The 14,378-nt window shown below is 54.2% G+C and carries 14 protein-coding genes and 1 riboswitch; of the genes, 6 read left to right on the top strand and 8 right to left on the bottom strand.

What is annotated here, in order from left to right:
* Positions 1 to 33: 33 nt before the first annotated feature.
* Positions 34 to 1,617, top strand: coding sequence for a phosphoglycerate dehydrogenase (gene serA / locus M0646_RS00450; protein ID WP_149817151.1), 1,584 nt, complete (start codon positions 34 to 36; stop codon positions 1,615 to 1,617).
* 8 nt (positions 1,618 to 1,625) lie between these two features.
* Positions 1,626 to 2,525: a 50S ribosomal protein L11 methyltransferase gene (gene prmA / locus M0646_RS00445; protein WP_149817149.1), complete on the top strand. Its 900-nt coding sequence runs from the start codon at positions 1,626 to 1,628 to the stop codon at positions 2,523 to 2,525.
* A gap of 6 nt (positions 2,526 to 2,531) precedes the next feature.
* Here the strand turns inward: prmA and M0646_RS00440 are convergent, their stop codons facing one another.
* The 6 genes from M0646_RS00440 to M0646_RS00415 are packed head-to-tail and all read right to left on the bottom strand — an operon-like array spanning position 2,532 to position 8,102.
* Positions 2,532 to 3,695, bottom strand: coding sequence for a glycosyltransferase family 4 protein (locus M0646_RS00440; RefSeq protein ID WP_286649759.1), 1,164 nt, complete (start codon positions 3,693 to 3,695; stop codon positions 2,532 to 2,534).
* 29 nt (positions 3,696 to 3,724) lie between these two features.
* On the bottom strand, positions 3,725 to 4,522 hold the full coding sequence (locus M0646_RS00435; RefSeq protein WP_190278129.1) for an ABC transporter ATP-binding protein: 798 nt from the start codon (positions 4,520 to 4,522) through the stop codon (positions 3,725 to 3,727).
* 12 nt (positions 4,523 to 4,534) lie between these two features.
* Positions 4,535 to 5,290 (bottom strand): HEAT repeat domain-containing protein, encoded by a 756-nt coding sequence (locus tag M0646_RS00430; protein WP_149817142.1) that lies wholly within the window; start codon positions 5,288 to 5,290, stop codon positions 4,535 to 4,537.
* Positions 5,291 to 5,323: 33 nt separating this feature from the next.
* Positions 5,324 to 5,629, bottom strand: coding sequence for an urease subunit beta (locus tag M0646_RS00425; protein WP_286627144.1), 306 nt, complete (start codon positions 5,627 to 5,629; stop codon positions 5,324 to 5,326).
* 35 nt (positions 5,630 to 5,664) lie between these two features.
* A complete protein-coding gene (gene pdxH / locus M0646_RS00420; RefSeq protein WP_149817140.1) occupies positions 5,665 to 6,300 on the bottom strand; it encodes a pyridoxamine 5'-phosphate oxidase in 636 nt (211 codons plus the stop codon).
* Positions 6,297 to 8,102 (bottom strand): DUF2339 domain-containing protein, encoded by a 1,806-nt coding sequence (locus M0646_RS00415; protein WP_286649758.1) that lies wholly within the window; start codon positions 8,100 to 8,102, stop codon positions 6,297 to 6,299. Before M0646_RS00415 ends, pdxH begins: the two co-directional genes overlap by 4 nt.
* A gap of 519 nt (positions 8,103 to 8,621) precedes the next feature.
* Between M0646_RS00415 and M0646_RS00410 the strand changes: the two genes are divergently transcribed.
* The 3 genes from M0646_RS00410 (at position 8,622) to M0646_RS00400 (ending at position 12,076) form a co-directional block, all read left to right on the top strand.
* Entirely contained in the window at positions 8,622 to 9,557 is a 936-nt protein-coding gene (locus M0646_RS00410; RefSeq protein WP_286626103.1) for a septal ring lytic transglycosylase RlpA family protein, read from the top strand.
* A 34-nt stretch (positions 9,558 to 9,591) separates the two neighbouring features.
* Positions 9,592 to 9,690: riboswitch (TPP riboswitch) on the top strand.
* Between the two features lie 10 nt (positions 9,691 to 9,700).
* On the top strand, positions 9,701 to 11,083 hold the full coding sequence (gene thiC / locus M0646_RS00405) for a phosphomethylpyrimidine synthase (RefSeq protein WP_190278284.1): 1,383 nt from the start codon (positions 9,701 to 9,703) through the stop codon (positions 11,081 to 11,083).
* Between the two features lie 3 nt (positions 11,084 to 11,086).
* Entirely contained in the window at positions 11,087 to 12,076 is a 990-nt protein-coding gene (locus tag M0646_RS00400) for an inorganic phosphate transporter (RefSeq protein ID WP_149817131.1), read from the top strand.
* Positions 12,077 to 12,083: 7 nt separating this feature from the next.
* Here the strand turns inward: M0646_RS00400 and M0646_RS00395 are convergent, their stop codons facing one another.
* Positions 12,084 to 12,533 (bottom strand): SRPBCC family protein, encoded by a 450-nt coding sequence (locus M0646_RS00395; RefSeq protein ID WP_149817129.1) that lies wholly within the window; start codon positions 12,531 to 12,533, stop codon positions 12,084 to 12,086.
* Positions 12,530 to 13,969, bottom strand: coding sequence for a 9,9'-di-cis-zeta-carotene desaturase (gene zds, locus M0646_RS00390; protein WP_286626101.1), 1,440 nt, complete (start codon positions 13,967 to 13,969; stop codon positions 12,530 to 12,532). The genes M0646_RS00395 and zds overlap by 4 nt, the downstream gene beginning before the upstream one ends.
* Before the next feature lie 158 nt (positions 13,970 to 14,127).
* Here zds and M0646_RS00385 point away from each other — a divergent pair, with 158 nt between their 5' ends.
* Positions 14,128 to 14,298, top strand: coding sequence for a hypothetical protein (locus tag M0646_RS00385; RefSeq protein WP_190278128.1), 171 nt, complete (start codon positions 14,128 to 14,130; stop codon positions 14,296 to 14,298).
* The last annotated feature ends 80 nt before the right edge of the window (positions 14,299 to 14,378 follow it).

Below are 14,378 nucleotides of genomic sequence, written 5' to 3'. Positions count from 1 at the left end.
TAACTAGTCTGGCATTATACCTAGTGTTTACCTATGCCCAAAGTGCTGGTTTCCGATCCCATTGAACAGGTGGGGCTTGATTTACTTGCCCAAGTGGCACAAGTCGATGTCAAACTTGGCCTCTCAGAGGCAGAACTGATCAAAATCATTCCCGAGTACGATGCCCTGATGATTCGATCGGGAACCAAGGTCACTAAGGCGGTCATTGAGGCCGCCAACCAACTGAAGATTATTGGTCGGGCGGGGGTTGGTGTAGATAACATCGATGTGCCTGCGGCCACCCGTAAAGGGATCATGGTGGTCAACTCCCCAGAGGGCAACACCATTGCTGCTGCGGAGCACACCTTGGCGATGATGCTCTCCCTTGCTCGGCATATTCCGGATGCGAATGCTGCGGTGAAAGCAGGTCAATGGGATCGCAAACGTTTTACGGGTGTAGAGATTTATAAGAAAACCTTGGGCATTATTGGCCTAGGAAAAATCGGCTCCCACGTGGCCACCGTTGCCCGTGCTATGGGCATGAAGCTTCTTGCTTACGATCCCTATCTATCTACGGAACGCGCCGAACAACTGGGCTGCCGTCTTGTGGAGTTGGATGTTCTCTTTGCTGAGTCCGACTTTATTACACTGCACCTGCCAAAAACTCCGGAAACCCAGCATCTGATTAACGCCAAAACCATTGCCAAGATGAAGCCCACAGCCCGCATCATTAACTGTGCGCGGGGCGGCATTATTGATGAGGCAGCGCTTGTGGAGGCGCTCAAGACAGGTAAGTTGGCGGGAGCTGCCCTCGATGTCTTTGAAACTGAACCCCTTGAGGCGGAGTCTCCGCTGCGTGCCTTGGGGATGGAAGCCATCTTGACTCCCCACTTGGGGGCTTCCACGGAAGAAGCACAGGTAAATGTGGCCATTGACGTTGCCGAACAGATTCGGGATGTGCTCCTAGGGTTGCCGGCGCGATCGGCGGTGAATATTCCCGGTCTGCGTCCCGATGTTCTTGAGAAATTGGCGCCCTACATGCAGTTGGCAGAAACCCTAGGTAACTTGGTGGGGCAGTTGGCGGGCGGTCGGGTCGAGTCTCTGGAAGTCCGTTTGCAAGGGGAACTAGCCACCAATGACAGTCAACCCATTGTGATTGCCGCTTTGAAGGGGCTACTCTCACCAGCGCTGCGGGAGCGGGTCAACTATGTAAATGCTGGGTTAGAGGCCAAAGAACGGGGAATTCGCGTTGTCGAAACCCGCGATGAATCGCAACGGGATTATGCGGGGTCGCTGACATTGATTGCCAAGAGTCCCTCGGAAACCCGCTCGGTGTCTGGTGCCTTGCTGGCTCACAGTGAATTGCGCATCACCAGCATTGATGACTTTCCCATTAGTGTGGCGCCAACCCGTTATATGTTGCTGACGCTGCACCGCGATATGCCCGGCATCATTGGTAAAATTGGCACCCAGTTGGGGAGCTTCAATGTCAACATTGCCAGTATGCAGGTGGGACGTAAGATGGTACGTGGCAATGCGGTGATGGTGATTAGCTTGGACGATCCCCTACCCGAAGGCCTCTTGGAGGAAATCTTGAAAGTCCCCGGTATTCGTGATGCCTATATCGTGAATCTGTAGGCACGGCTGTGGTACAACGTTGGTGGGAAATTACCGTCACTTGTCAAGCTGAAGCGGAAGAGCTGGTCTATTGGCGCCTTCAATCCTTTGGCTGTCAAGGTACAGCAACCCAGCAACAGCAGGGGCGGGTGTTGATCCAAGGCTATGTGCCGCAGCAGCAGGTGACACTACTGGACATTGCTGCCCTAGGGGTTTGGATTGAGCAAGATGTGGTGGCGCAGGGCTACCTCTCGCCAAAACTCCACTGGCAGTTGGTGAATGAACAGGATTGGGCCCATAGTTGGCAAGCCTATTGGCATCCAATACCGGTGGGCGATCGCCTGCTGATTTGTCCGGCTTGGGAAACCCCACCCCTCGGCAACACCCGCTTAGTGATCAAACTCGATCCTGGCATGGCCTTTGGCACCGGCACCCATGAAACCACCCAGCTTTGCCTTGAGGCTCTAGAGATGCAATTGGATCAAACCTTTGAGCCGCTGCCACCCACGGTGATGGCTGATATTGGCTGTGGTAGCGGCATTCTGGCGATCGCCAGCCTCTTGCTAGGGGCACAAAAAGCCTATGCTGTGGATACCTCGGATCTTGCGGTCACTGCCACCCAACGCAATGCAGAACTCAATGGCATCAGAGCCGACCAGTTGATTGTCAAGCAAGGGAGTTGGGAGCAAGTCCTCGAACTGGTGGATGGCCTTGTCTGCAACATTTTGGCACCGGTGATTATCGAGATTCTGCCCCACTTGCCGGCAATTGTGAAACCCAAAGGTTGGGGCATCTTTAGTGGCATTCTTTTGGATCAAGCGGATCGCGTAGCGGCGCAACTGGAACAACAGGGCTGGAGCCTAGGCAGTGTCTGGCGACGGCAGGAGTGGTGTTGTCTCAATGCTCGCTTTGAGCGTTTGCCAGATTAGAGAGAGCTAGCTTTTCACCTTAGCCGCCGGGCGCGCCAAAGAATACGAAGCCATTAGTTCTTGGTAGCAGGCTTCGAGGCGATCCAAGTTGTGACTGAGGCTATAGTGCTCAAGCACCCGTTTGCGGGCTTTGTCCCCCAGCAGGCGAATCATTTCCGGATGCTGATAAAAAATAGGCAAGAGCGTTTGCAACTGGGTTTTCACATACTGGGGATTCAAGACAATCCCTGCTCCAGTGAGCACTTCACCATCAGCACCGACATCGGTGGCCAAGCAGGCCAAGCCACAGGCCATTGCCTCTAGGAGCGACAGGGATAACCCCTCAATTTGCGAGGGCAAAATGAACACATCACAGCCGCGTAAAATTTGCAGCCGCTCTTGATCATTAACGATTGAGCCAAGCCAGAGAATATTTTGATCCGGACCATAGTTGGCCATCAAGGAGGGCATCAGGGCACCGCCACCCACCATTAGCAACTTACAATCCGCCGGCATTTCCGCTGCACACCAAGAGCGCAGCAGCGCTTCAACATTTTTTTCAATAGCCATCCGGCCTTGATAGATATAGAGGTAGCGTGCCTTAAAGTCCTCTTTGGCCGTAGAAGGTCCCGGTGTATATTTGCGCGTATCGACGCCATTGGGAATCACTCGCAGCGTCTCAGCACCGACCCCAAGACGAATTAGTAGTTCCTTTTGCGATTGGGAAAAGACAATCACGCGGTCATAGCGAGCCAAAAAGGGGGCATACAGTTGGTAAGTCATCAAGGCGGTGCCCGTCGTTAGGGTACGATACTTTTCGCTGTAGGCAGGATGAAATGTGGCGACTAGGGGGATGTTTAACTCTTCGCAGATGTCCGGCAGAAAGAAATCGAGGGGAGACAGAGTCAATGAGGCGTGGACAATATCGGGTTTGAGCTTCTTGAGGGATTCAACCAGAACTTTGTTGGCTCGCAGGGAGGGCAGGGTATAGACTTGCGATTTATAGAGGCAAGGGAGCGTCACATCTGGCATCTCCCCTTCGTTCTCAGCGTCCTGTTCATCCTCTTGGGCAAAATGCAGAAAGCTCACTTGGTACCCGCGATCCAATAGCCCATTGGTAATTTCACGACTATAGGTGACATTGCCGCAGGGGGGAGATTTTTTGCCAAGCCATGCGATGTGTAAAGCCACGATTATTGATTCCTTATTTATTACGTTATTTATAGAGCAGCGGTACCCACTTGATCAATGATCCGAATCGGACCGTTGACATCACCGCTGAGAAACTGCCGCAGGTAGGGATTATCGGTCGTGCGGGCTTCGGCATGGGTGCCCTGCCAACAAATGCGGCCTTGGTAGAGGAGAATCAGGCGATCGCCCGTGCGCTCAATTGTGCTGTTTTGATGAGTCACAACAACGTAAGCATGACCCGTCTTTTCCCGTAATTCGCGAATCAAATCCTCAATCACTGTTGAGGCAATGGGATCTAGCCCTGCCGTTGGCTCATCGTAAAGCAGGAGATAGGGATCATCATCGGGGTCTTCGGGATTATCCACAATGGCGCGGGCAAAGCTGACTCGCTTGCGCATCCCCCCAGACAACTGGGCTGGGTAGAGGTCTTCCATGCCAGAGAGGCCGACCATCGCCAGTTTTTCACTGACAATTTCGCGAATGCGGGCTTCGGGCAAACGGGTGTGCTGGTATAAATAAAAGCCGACATTCTCAGCAACCGTGAGGGAGTCAAAGAGGGCAGATTGCTGAAAGACCATGCTCATCCGCAACCGGCACAGGCCATCTTGGCGCAACCCTTGACGCCGTTCACCGGCCACATAAACTTCGCCCTTATCGGGAGCGAGTAACCCAGCAATAATGCGCAGAATTGTTGACTTGCCCGTGCCAGAGGGGCCGAGAATCACAAGGGCATCTTGGGGATAGATGACTAAATCCACATCATTGAGGACATGCTTATTGCCAAAGGATTTGCAGACACCGCGCAGCTCTACCAGTGGTTTGGCCATCTGAGGCATCCCCTAGCCAAAGGCTTCTAGTTGCAGGTCTTCGATCGCTTGCAGTCCCCGTGCATCCCCCAGCTTGAACAGCGCTGCTTTGGCATCTTCTTGGACACCCATATCACTGTCCCGCAGGGCAGCAATGAGTTGATCAATGGCTTGGGTGTAAAGAGGCCCAAGGGGAATTTTGCGACAGGCATGACCTAAGGCCCAAGCACAGTTACTACGCACAGCGGCGATCGCGTCCTGAGCCAAGGCAAGGGCAAGGGCAGGAATGGCAACCGTCGCCGCCTCTTCACTAGCTTCTGCCACCTGACCCAAGGAACTCGCTGCCCACAGACGCACGGCAGAAATATCCGTTTGCAGGGCACGAATCAAGGGATCAAGGGTGCGCCGATAAATTTCTGGCAAGGGAAAGCGGACGCCACAGTTACCCAGCGCCCAAACAATGCCTTTGCGGACATAGCCATTCCAGTCCTGCTCCAATTGCTGAATGAGGGCATCCACCGCTGCCAAACTGGGGTTACGGCCAAGGGCATAGGCGGCACTGACACGGACAAGGGGACAGGGTTCTTGCAGGAGATTGATGAGATAGGGTGTGGCGCGTTCATCCTGCAATTCGCAAAAGGCGCGAGCCGCCAACATCCGCTCCGTCACATCGGCGGAGGTCAGCAGGGGCAACATGGCTTCGGGATCGGGGCGATCGCTCTCCTCACTCGGCAGCGCCGCTAGTGCATCTTCTGAAGTGTCGAGAAGGGGGAAATCATTGTCATCCATACTGTTTAATCTACAGGATGCTTGGAATCCCGACTAGAGCGCACCGTTGACTTCGCCGCGAAAGCCATAGATTTGGCGACTGCCACCAAAGGCCACCAGTTGCACCACCCGCTCATCCCCCGGCTCAAAACGAATGGCGGTGCCAGCGGGAATATCTAAGCGCATTCCTCGTGCCTGTTCATGATCAAATTGGAGGGCTGGATTGACTTCGTAAAAGTGGTAGTGAGATGCCACCTGAATTGGGCGATCGCCCGTATTGGCCACCGTTAACGTCACCGTTGGCCGGCCAGCATTGAGTTCAATGGTTCCCTCTGCGGGGATAAGTTCACCAGGAATCATGGGCATCTCAGCCAATCTCTAAAGGTATCCCTATCCTAGGGGTAGAGGCGCACCCGCTGCCAGTGGTCTCCTTGGCGCCGATAGCACAGGCGATCGTGGAGGCGATTGGGTCGCCCTTGCCAAAATTCAATCAGCGTCGGTAGAACGCGATAGCCCCCCCAATGCTCTGGCCGGGGAACATTTTCACCGTAGCGGGCTTCCACTTCGGCAAGGCGGGCTTCCAAATCGGCGTAGGATTCTAAAACCTCACTCTGCTGGGATGCCCATGCCCCCCAACGGCTACCCAAAGGACGACTCTGGAAGTAGGCATCGGACTCCGCTGCACTAATTTGCTCAACAGTGCCTTCAATGCGCACCTGCCGTTCTAGCTCTGCCCACCAAAAGACAAGGGCGGCCTTGGGATGGGCGGCTAATTCTAGACCTTTGCGACTGCGATAGTTCGTGAAAAAGACAAACCCGCGATCGTCCACATCTTTGAGCAACACCACTCGCGCAGCGGGCATCCCATCTAAGCCAATGGTGGCCAGTGTCATCGCATTGGGTTCCGGTAATTCAGCGTTGACCGCATCCGTAAACCAGAGGCGAAACTGTTCGATCGCATCCTCAGCCGCCTCACTTTCGAGGAGACGTTGACGACGGTAATCACGGCGCAGATCAGCAATGCGGGTCATGGGGTTTCTTCGGACTCGTTGCTTGGGGTTTCTTCACTGATCCTAGAGGATTCCACGGGCGATCGCCGCCACAGGGCGCGGAAAAAATAGCTCAGCAGCAAAAAAATCAAACCAAACCCCATAAACAGGAGTACTCGCCACACCGGCGCAAGATGGATGAGATCAACGAAGAAAAGCCGCACCAAAGTAATGATCAGGGTGATTAAAGCCACCGTGCGCACCGCTGAGGTGTCCCGTCGCAACCCATAGATCAGCAGTCCAACGCCAAAGAGTCCCCAGACAAGGGTGGCTGCCCCGGTGCCAAAGGGCGCCAGTTCGTGCTGCATCCAGATCATCGTCACCCCATCGCCCAATATCCAGTAGAGGGGGCGGGTGGGTGGGGGCAAAAAACGGATACTGACTGTTGCGGCGCCAAGCACCACCAAATGGGAGAAAAAAGCGACATTCAACAGCGGGGGGCGATCGGCAGCGGTAAAGAGCAGTTGCCCAACAAAACCAAGGCCGAGTAGTCCCCACCAAAGATGGGCAATAACCCGCAGGGTACGCGAGGCATAGTGTTGGCTCAGATAATGCAAAATCAACCCCTCGATCGCCAGCGGTGCGAGGATAAAGCGATTGCTGTTGTAACGCACAACGATTCCAAAGGCAATTAGCACTAACCCCGTCAAGCTATAGACCCAACGCCAAGGCTGGGGAATGCGTCGCCACAGTACACTAGTCACTAGGTAAAGGCCGCCAAATAGGATCAAGACCCGACCCGTTAGCGTTGCCGACCAATCCCAGAGGAAGGCACTTAAGCCCAAAGCAATCAGCGGATTAAAGAGGGCGATCGTCTGACCATAGGACGGTGGGGAAGTCTCCTGAGGGCGATACAGCTCCCCTGCCCTGTCGTGATTGCGCCCCTGATACCAAGGGGGTAATACCGTAAAGCCCAGCCAAGTCAACGCCAGAATGGTCTGTAATGCCACGACCCGATCAAGCCGTTGAGCAGTAATAGACACCGTTAACATCAGCCATCCCAACCAAAAAGCTGACAGCAGCAGCGATCGCCAGCCCTTCACTGCGTAAATTGCCCAACTGCCCAAGAGAATTAAAAAGGTATAACTGGCCAAGGCCAAAGGACGACTCATCTCTGTGTTGTAGAGCAGCAAAGGGGTTGCTAAGCCGCCAACCACGCCAATCACTGCAAAAATGGCTCGATTTTGGCGCAACGAGATGAAAAATGCCCCTAGGGTCACTAACACCATCACCGGGAAGGCCACACCCCAAGGCATGACGGACAAAAACTGATAGGCCGCAAAGATCGTCAGGTAATAGGTCGCAAGGCCGCCCCCCTGCAAAAACTGGCTAAAGATGGCTCGCCGCTGCAACCGCCAGCCCAACCCCATCAGCCCCGTACCAATGACAAAGCCCATGGCCACAAGAACCGCATCGGTAATCCAGCCCAATTCAACGGCGTACCGAAAGAGGAAGCCAATCCCCAACAGCAGCAGGCCGATGCCGAGACGGTTGAGCCACAGTTCCCAATTTTGTAGCCAGTCAGCTTGGGAAGGCCTCACTGGGCGTAACGGTGGCACCGCTGGAGATTCAGGCGCTGGGGGTTGCGGTTCAGCAGCAGGGGCAGGAGCGATCGCCGTCGGTTCCTCAGGTGGCGTTGATGGTGTTGCAGGTTCTGGGACGCCAGAAGAGGAGAGGTCTTCACGGAGAATGGCTCTTTGCAGAATCTCGAGCGATCGCTGCAGGGCAGCCACAGCGGCTTCTAAGTTTTCAAGACGACGCCGCAAGTCATCCCTGTCTTCCATGGTTCGGCTCCCTACGGACTATATCCCCGTTTTATGCGCTAGAGGAGAGAGCCATTCCTTGGGCAATGCACTTTATGAAGTGGCTAGAGGCGCATCCCAACAGGGGTAAAACGGGAAACAAAATTGGGTGAGAAATCGTCCTATGGCACACAGAAAAGGTCACAAAAAGCAAATTTTCTCTTTTAGATAAATTTTTATTTTCGGTGATCTGAGTCACAGAAATCTTCAGAAATTAAAAACGATTTGTTAAAAGTTTATAAAATTTTCTTATTTTCTTTCGCCAACCGTAAATTCCGTTAATATGCCAGTCTGCGTAGGTTTCACCGCCTTCAGCGCTTTTTTATTCTTTTTCAAAATGTTTGTAATGAACAAAATGCCCCTGATGCTTGATTCTAGGCCTTCGTGGTAGGTTGAAACAGTTCCGCGATGAGAGCGAACACGGCACCAGTAGGGGTAGCCCCTGTGTGATGTTGGTGCCCTACTGTCCAGCCGTATGGATGCCCTTTTTAACGGACGCCTATGAAAAAAACGCTTTATGTGGGTCTGACAACAACCACCTTGGCTGTGTTGGGAATCCTTTCCAGTAGCCGTGCAACCACAACCACACCAGCCATAGAGTCAGGTTCAGCCCCCTCTTCCCCCGTCGTTGCCACAAAAGTCGGGGAACGCCAATCCACCGCCCCCACCACCACACGGGCGATCGCCAGTCTCCATCGTCACCAACAGCAAGGCCGCGAAGCCGTAACCGTCTATTTGCGGGGGATTCCCGTACTCACCTTCTTGGGTCAACGGGTAGCAGCTACAGAGGGCGTCAAAGTCGCTGCCGCCAACGGCGCCGGGATACCAGAGCAAACCACCCTCTCAGAAGCAGCCCAACAGGCAACCCTTCTCACCGCTCGCCTCAATCAGCTCCACGAACAGGGCTTTGATGCCAACCTTGTGCGCGTGGGTTGGGATGCCCAACAACAGAACTATCGCATCTACGCTGACAAAGAACCTCTCCTGACTCTGAACCATCAAGTCACGCTTCCCAATAGTTCACAACGCAATGATGAAAACGCCCTGCGCATTACTAACCTGATCCGCCGCCAACTGGGGAATGCCCCTGCCCTAACCAGCGTAGAGGGTAGCCCAAATACCGTTGTGGCCATGGGACCAATTCGGATGCAGTTGACGGGTATTGCCTCGTGGTATGGCCCCGGCTTCCATGGTGCCCGCACTGCCAATGGCGAGCGATTTGATCAGGATGCCCTGACGGCGGCTCATCGCACACTGCCCTTTGGGACACGGGTACGGGTGACCAATCTCCAGAATGGCCGCTCAGTAGTGGTGCGCATTAACGATCGCGGGCCTTTTACGGGGGGACGGGAAATTGACCTCTCGCGGGGCGCTGCGGCTGCCATTGGCCTCATTGGTGCCGGTGTCGGGCCTGTACGCATTGACGTTTTAGACTGATCCCCACCCCCCCAAGGGCAAAGTGGTAGAATGAACGACATGCTAGGGGTGTCTGCGGTCAGAGCAGGCTGAGAGCAAACCCTTAGAACCTGAACCAGATCATGCTGGCGCAGGGAAGCTGTCTAGAGAGGATTCTATCAATGGTGCGTAGCGAATGGATTGCTGCCCGTAAGGGGCACGACAATGTCACCCAAATGCATTATGCCCGCCAAGGGATTATCACCGAAGAAATGCACTATGTGGCACGGCGGGAAAACCTACCTGCGGAATTGATTCGCGATGAGGTCGCCCGTGGGCGGATGATTATTCCCGCCAATATCAATCACCCCAACCTCGAGCCGATGGCGATCGGGATTGCTGCCAAGTGCAAAGTCAATGCCAACATTGGTGCCTCTCCTAACTCCTCAAACCTCGAGGAAGAATTGGCCAAACTGCGTCTCGCAGTGAAGTATGGTGCCGATACGGTGATGGATCTCTCCACCGGGGGGGGTGACCTTGATGCCATTCGCACTGCCATTATTAATGCCTCACCCGTGCCCATTGGAACGGTGCCCGTCTATCAAGCCCTTGAAAGCGTCCACGGTAGCGTTGAGCGGCTTACCCCCGATGACTTTCTCCATGTCATTGAAAAGCACGCCCAGCAGGGGGTGGACTACATGACGATCCATGCGGGGATTCTCATTGAATATCTGCCCTTGGTGAAAAACCGCATCACGGGAATTGTGTCGCGCGGCGGCGGCATTCTCGCCAAGTGGATGCTGTATCACCACAAGCAAAATCCCCTCTACACCCACTTCCGCGACATTATTGAGATCTTCAAAAAATACGATGTTTCCTTCTCCTTAGGGGACTCGTTGCGGCCGGGGTGTCTCCATGATGCCTCTGATGAAGCTCAATTGGCGGAATTGAAAACCCTCGGTCAACTCACCCGCAAGGCTTGGGAACACGATGTCCAAGTGATGGTGGAAGGCCCCGGCCACGTGCCCATGGATCAAATTGAATTCAATGTGCGCAAGCAGATGGAAGAATGCTCTGAAGCTCCTTTCTATGTCCTTGGGCCCTTGGTCACGGATATTGCCCCCGGCTATGACCACATTACCAGTGCCATTGGCGCGGCGATGGCGGGTTGGTATGGCACGGCCATGCTTTGCTATGTGACCCCCAAAGAGCACCTTGGCTTACCCAATGCTGAAGATGTGCGCAATGGCTTGATTGCCTACAAAATTGCGGCTCACGCAGCGGATATTGCCCGTCATCGTCCGGGGGCGCGCGATCGCGATGATGAACTGTCGCGGGCACGGTATAACTTTGACTGGAACCGCCAATTTGAACTGGCTCTCGATCCGGATCGGGCACGGGAATACCACGACGAAACCCTACCGGCAGATATCTATAAAACGGCTGAGTTTTGCTCCATGTGCGGGCCGAAGTTCTGCCCCATGCAAACGAAGGTAGATGCCGACGCCCTTGCCGAACTGGAGAAATTCCTCGCCAAGGACAAAGATCAAGTGAGTGCCTCTGCCTAGGGCATGGCCATTGATTTCAAGGGGGGGTTGATTGCGATCGCCCTCCTTTTTGATGTCACCAATGGCTTCCATGATGCCGCCAATGCCATTGCAACGGTGGTGGCCACCCGTGCCCTTTCCCTGCGCTCGGCGCTCATCTTTGCTGCTGTCGCTAATTTTGGTGGTGCCTTCTTGAGTACGCGGGTGGCGCTAACAATTGAAGCCGGCATTCTCAACAGCAGTGCCTTGGGTGCCCATTGGTTTGGCGTCATTAGTGCCGCACTCCTCGGCGCGATGGGCTGGAATTTGCTCACTTGGTATTGGGGTTTACCCAGTAGTTCTTCCCATGCCCTCATTGGTGGCTTGGTGGGGGCAGCCCTCTTTCAAGTGTCACCCCAAATCATCTATTGGCAGGGGATTGTTGAGGCGGTGGTGATTCCCATGGTCGTGTCCCCCTTGGTGGCGATCGCCATTGGCCTGAGTTTCATGACGCTTGTCGAGAAATGGCGGCAATCCCAAGACATTCCCCCAGAGCACTGGCAACGGTTGCAGATTCTCTCCGGAACATTGATGGCCGTTGCCCACGGTGCCAACGATGCCCAGAAAACAATGGGGGTGATCACCCTTGCCCTTGTGAGTTGGGGACAACTGTCACCGGATGCGGGTGTGCCCTTCTGGGTGATGGCTGCCTGTGCCCTGGCGATCGCGATCGGTACCTATGGCGGCGGCGAACGCATTATCCGCACCACGGGGGAGAAAATTACACCCCTTGACCCTGTGAGTGGCTGCTTAGCGAATCTCAGTGCCGCCTTGACCGTGGGAGCCGCAAGTCTGGTGGGCTTTCCCGTCAGTACGACACAAGTCGTGGTGGGTGCGATTACGGGTGCTGGCTATCGCCATCAAGGGGAAGTGAACTGGCAAGTGTGGGCGCAAATTTTCATGGCATGGGTACTCACGTTTCCCGGTGCAGCCCTGCTGGCGATCGCGATCTCTTTTGGTCTATCCCAACTTTGAGTCAACCTCAGGAAACCTGTGTGGGCTGCATCTGTTGGGCATATTCACGAAAGCGTTCGAGATCTGCTTGCAATGTACTTTCAACTACGCGGCCAAGGAAAAGGCGATCCATCATTTGTCCCAAAATTCCCGGAATGGCATAGGAGACCGACAGCTTGACAATGGTGCTGTCTTGGCGATCGTAAAAGCGAATTGCACCCCGATTAGGCAGCCCATCCACGGACTCCCACTGAATCATTTGGTGCTTCACTTGGCGGCAAATGCGCGATCGCCAGCTAAAGTGCCAGTTGCCCGTGGCCAATGTCCAGCGCGATAGGGTAGGGTCTTCTTCAGTGATGACCACAGATTCAATCCACTTCATCCACAGGGGCATTTTCTCCAGATCCGACCACAGTGCCCAGACGCGATCGACATCGGCTGCCACTTCAATCTGAACCGTATGCTCTAACCAACTCATCCATGACCTCCTGCCAAAATCGCTTGGGCGGCTTGTCGTCCGGACATTGTCGCGCCCTCCATACTGTCAATGTAGTCCTGTTGCGTATAGCTGCCCGCCAAGTAAAAGTTAGGAACGGGTGTTTTTTGGGGCGGACGATAGGGATCCATGCCGGGGGCTTCGCGATAGAGGGACTGCGCTAATTTGACGACACTGTACCATGTCATGTTCAGATGGCGCGACGAGGGGAAAAGTTCATGGACTTGGCGCAGCACATGTTGGGCAATTTCTTCATTGCTGGCTTTGATGAAGGGATCACCGGGAGTAAGCACCACTTGCAGTAAGGAGCCTTGACCTTCGCGATAGTAGTCCGCTGGACTAGTGAGGGCCAGATCCGCAAAGCAGGAAAAGTCAGCATCGGCAGTGTAGAGCAGGTTATCAATACCCGTTGCCGCCACCTGTTTTTGCTTACTGGGGTCTTGCAGTTCCGTAACCCAGCCATCAAATCGCAGTTGTACCGTGGCCACAGGCACGGCCTCGAGCTTAAAGATGTTGTCAAAGGTCGGGTGCGATCGCCATGCTTCTGGAATCAGGCGTTGAATCCCCGGCACATCACAGGCACATAGATAGGCATCCGCTGTAACTGTTTCTAGTTCTTCGCCTAGGGGAATCACCAACCCTTCCACCTGCCAAGTGCTAGGATCCTCGCCGCGAAAGAGAATTTCCTTCACCCGTCGCCGCAGATGAATCTTAGCCCCCCGTGCTTCAATGTAGTTCACCAAGGGTTTGAGCAGGTATTCTGCCGGTGATCCCTTGAGCATATTGAGCCGTGAGGCAGTTGTTTTGGCGGCAAACATCATAAAGATCGTCAGCATACAGCGAGCGGACATGTGCTCGGTATCAATAAAGCCCAAGGCGTAGGAAATGGGATTCCAAAGGCGCTTGAGGCTATTTTCTGAACCGCCCTGCCGCCGAAACCACTCCGCAAAACTGACCTGATCTAAGGCGCGGATTTGGCGCATTGCCCCCTCGTAGTCCACCAGACCCCGCACCACAGGACTCGTGCCAAGGGCAATGGCATTAAAGAATTTATCGGCAGCAGAGAGTTGACTGGTGGTGAAGAAGGCCTTGAGACCGTTGAAGGGGGCACCCAAGGGAAAGCGAAAATCCAGTTCTCCCACCTGACCACCGCGATTAATAAAGGTGTGGGTATGTTCCTTGGGCAGTAGGTTGGCGATCGCCCCCACCTTGGTCATCAGTTCAAAGAGATTGGCGTAGTTGTAAAAGAAAACATGCAGCCCCATCTCAATGTGGTTTCCATCGGCATCTTGCCAACTGCTGACTTTGCCCCCCACAAAGGGACGGGATTCATAGATTTCAACACTGTGACCGGCATCCACCAAATCCACTGCGGCGGCTAAGCCGGCTAACCCTGCACCAACAATGACAACCCGCATCAGTGATCCCAGAAAACTTTACAGATTTTAACATTTTTCGCCCCTCGGACGGTTTCTCGCGCGTTAAGAAACTTGGCAGAGACCCTTGCCCCCCAGAACCCTCGTCTATGATCAAGGTAAGTTGAAGTTTTTGAATCGCTCACGCTCACGGTGTGCTTATGGCTACGCGTCGTGTCCTCGCCTTTCCTCTGTGGCAGTATTTGAACCAACGGCTATTTAGTCCGGGCTTTACCCTCAATCCCAAACGGTTCTGGCGGCAGTATTACGATGCTTACCTCGAACGCTGCTGGCAAAAGGACTGTGCCTCCAAGGAAGAACCCTCCTGTTAATCGTTCCACAGGTTCGCTAAAATGAGATAGCTCACTTTCCCGATCAAGATTAGGGACTTTTGGCTGTCGTCATTTTAGTT

This window comes from Thermosynechococcus sp. B3 (assembly GCF_030323045.1).
Classification (GTDB): Bacteria; Cyanobacteriota; Cyanobacteriia; order Thermosynechococcales; family Thermosynechococcaceae; genus Thermosynechococcus.
This window is presented reverse-complemented; position numbering and strand designations above follow the sequence as displayed.

Coding starts and splice junctions, on each gene's coding strand:
- serA (WP_149817151.1), top strand. CDS start 34: ATGCCCAAAGTGCTGGTTTCCGATCCCATTGAACAGGTGGGGCTTGAT.
- M0646_RS00435 (WP_190278129.1), bottom strand. CDS start 4,522: ATGGCCAAACCACTGGTAGAGCTGCGCGGTGTCTGCAAATCCTTTGGC.
- M0646_RS00430 (WP_149817142.1), bottom strand. CDS start 5,290: ATGGATGACAATGATTTCCCCCTTCTCGACACTTCAGAAGATGCACTA.
- M0646_RS00425 (WP_286627144.1), bottom strand. CDS start 5,629: ATGATTCCTGGTGAACTTATCCCCGCAGAGGGAACCATTGAACTCAAT.
- pdxH (WP_149817140.1), bottom strand. CDS start 6,300: ATGACCCGCATTGCTGATCTGCGCCGTGATTACCGTCGTCAACGTCTC.
- M0646_RS00415 (WP_286649758.1), bottom strand. CDS start 8,102: ATGGAAGACAGGGATGACTTGCGGCGTCGTCTTGAAAACTTAGAAGCC.
- M0646_RS00410 (WP_286626103.1), top strand. CDS start 8,622: ATGAAAAAAACGCTTTATGTGGGTCTGACAACAACCACCTTGGCTGTG.
- M0646_RS00400 (WP_149817131.1), top strand. CDS start 11,087: ATGGCCATTGATTTCAAGGGGGGGTTGATTGCGATCGCCCTCCTTTTT.
- M0646_RS00395 (WP_149817129.1), bottom strand. CDS start 12,533: ATGAGTTGGTTAGAGCATACGGTTCAGATTGAAGTGGCAGCCGATGTC.
- zds (WP_286626101.1), bottom strand. CDS start 13,969: ATGCGGGTTGTCATTGTTGGTGCAGGGTTAGCCGGCTTAGCCGCCGCA.
- M0646_RS00385 (WP_190278128.1), top strand. CDS start 14,128: ATGGCTACGCGTCGTGTCCTCGCCTTTCCTCTGTGGCAGTATTTGAAC.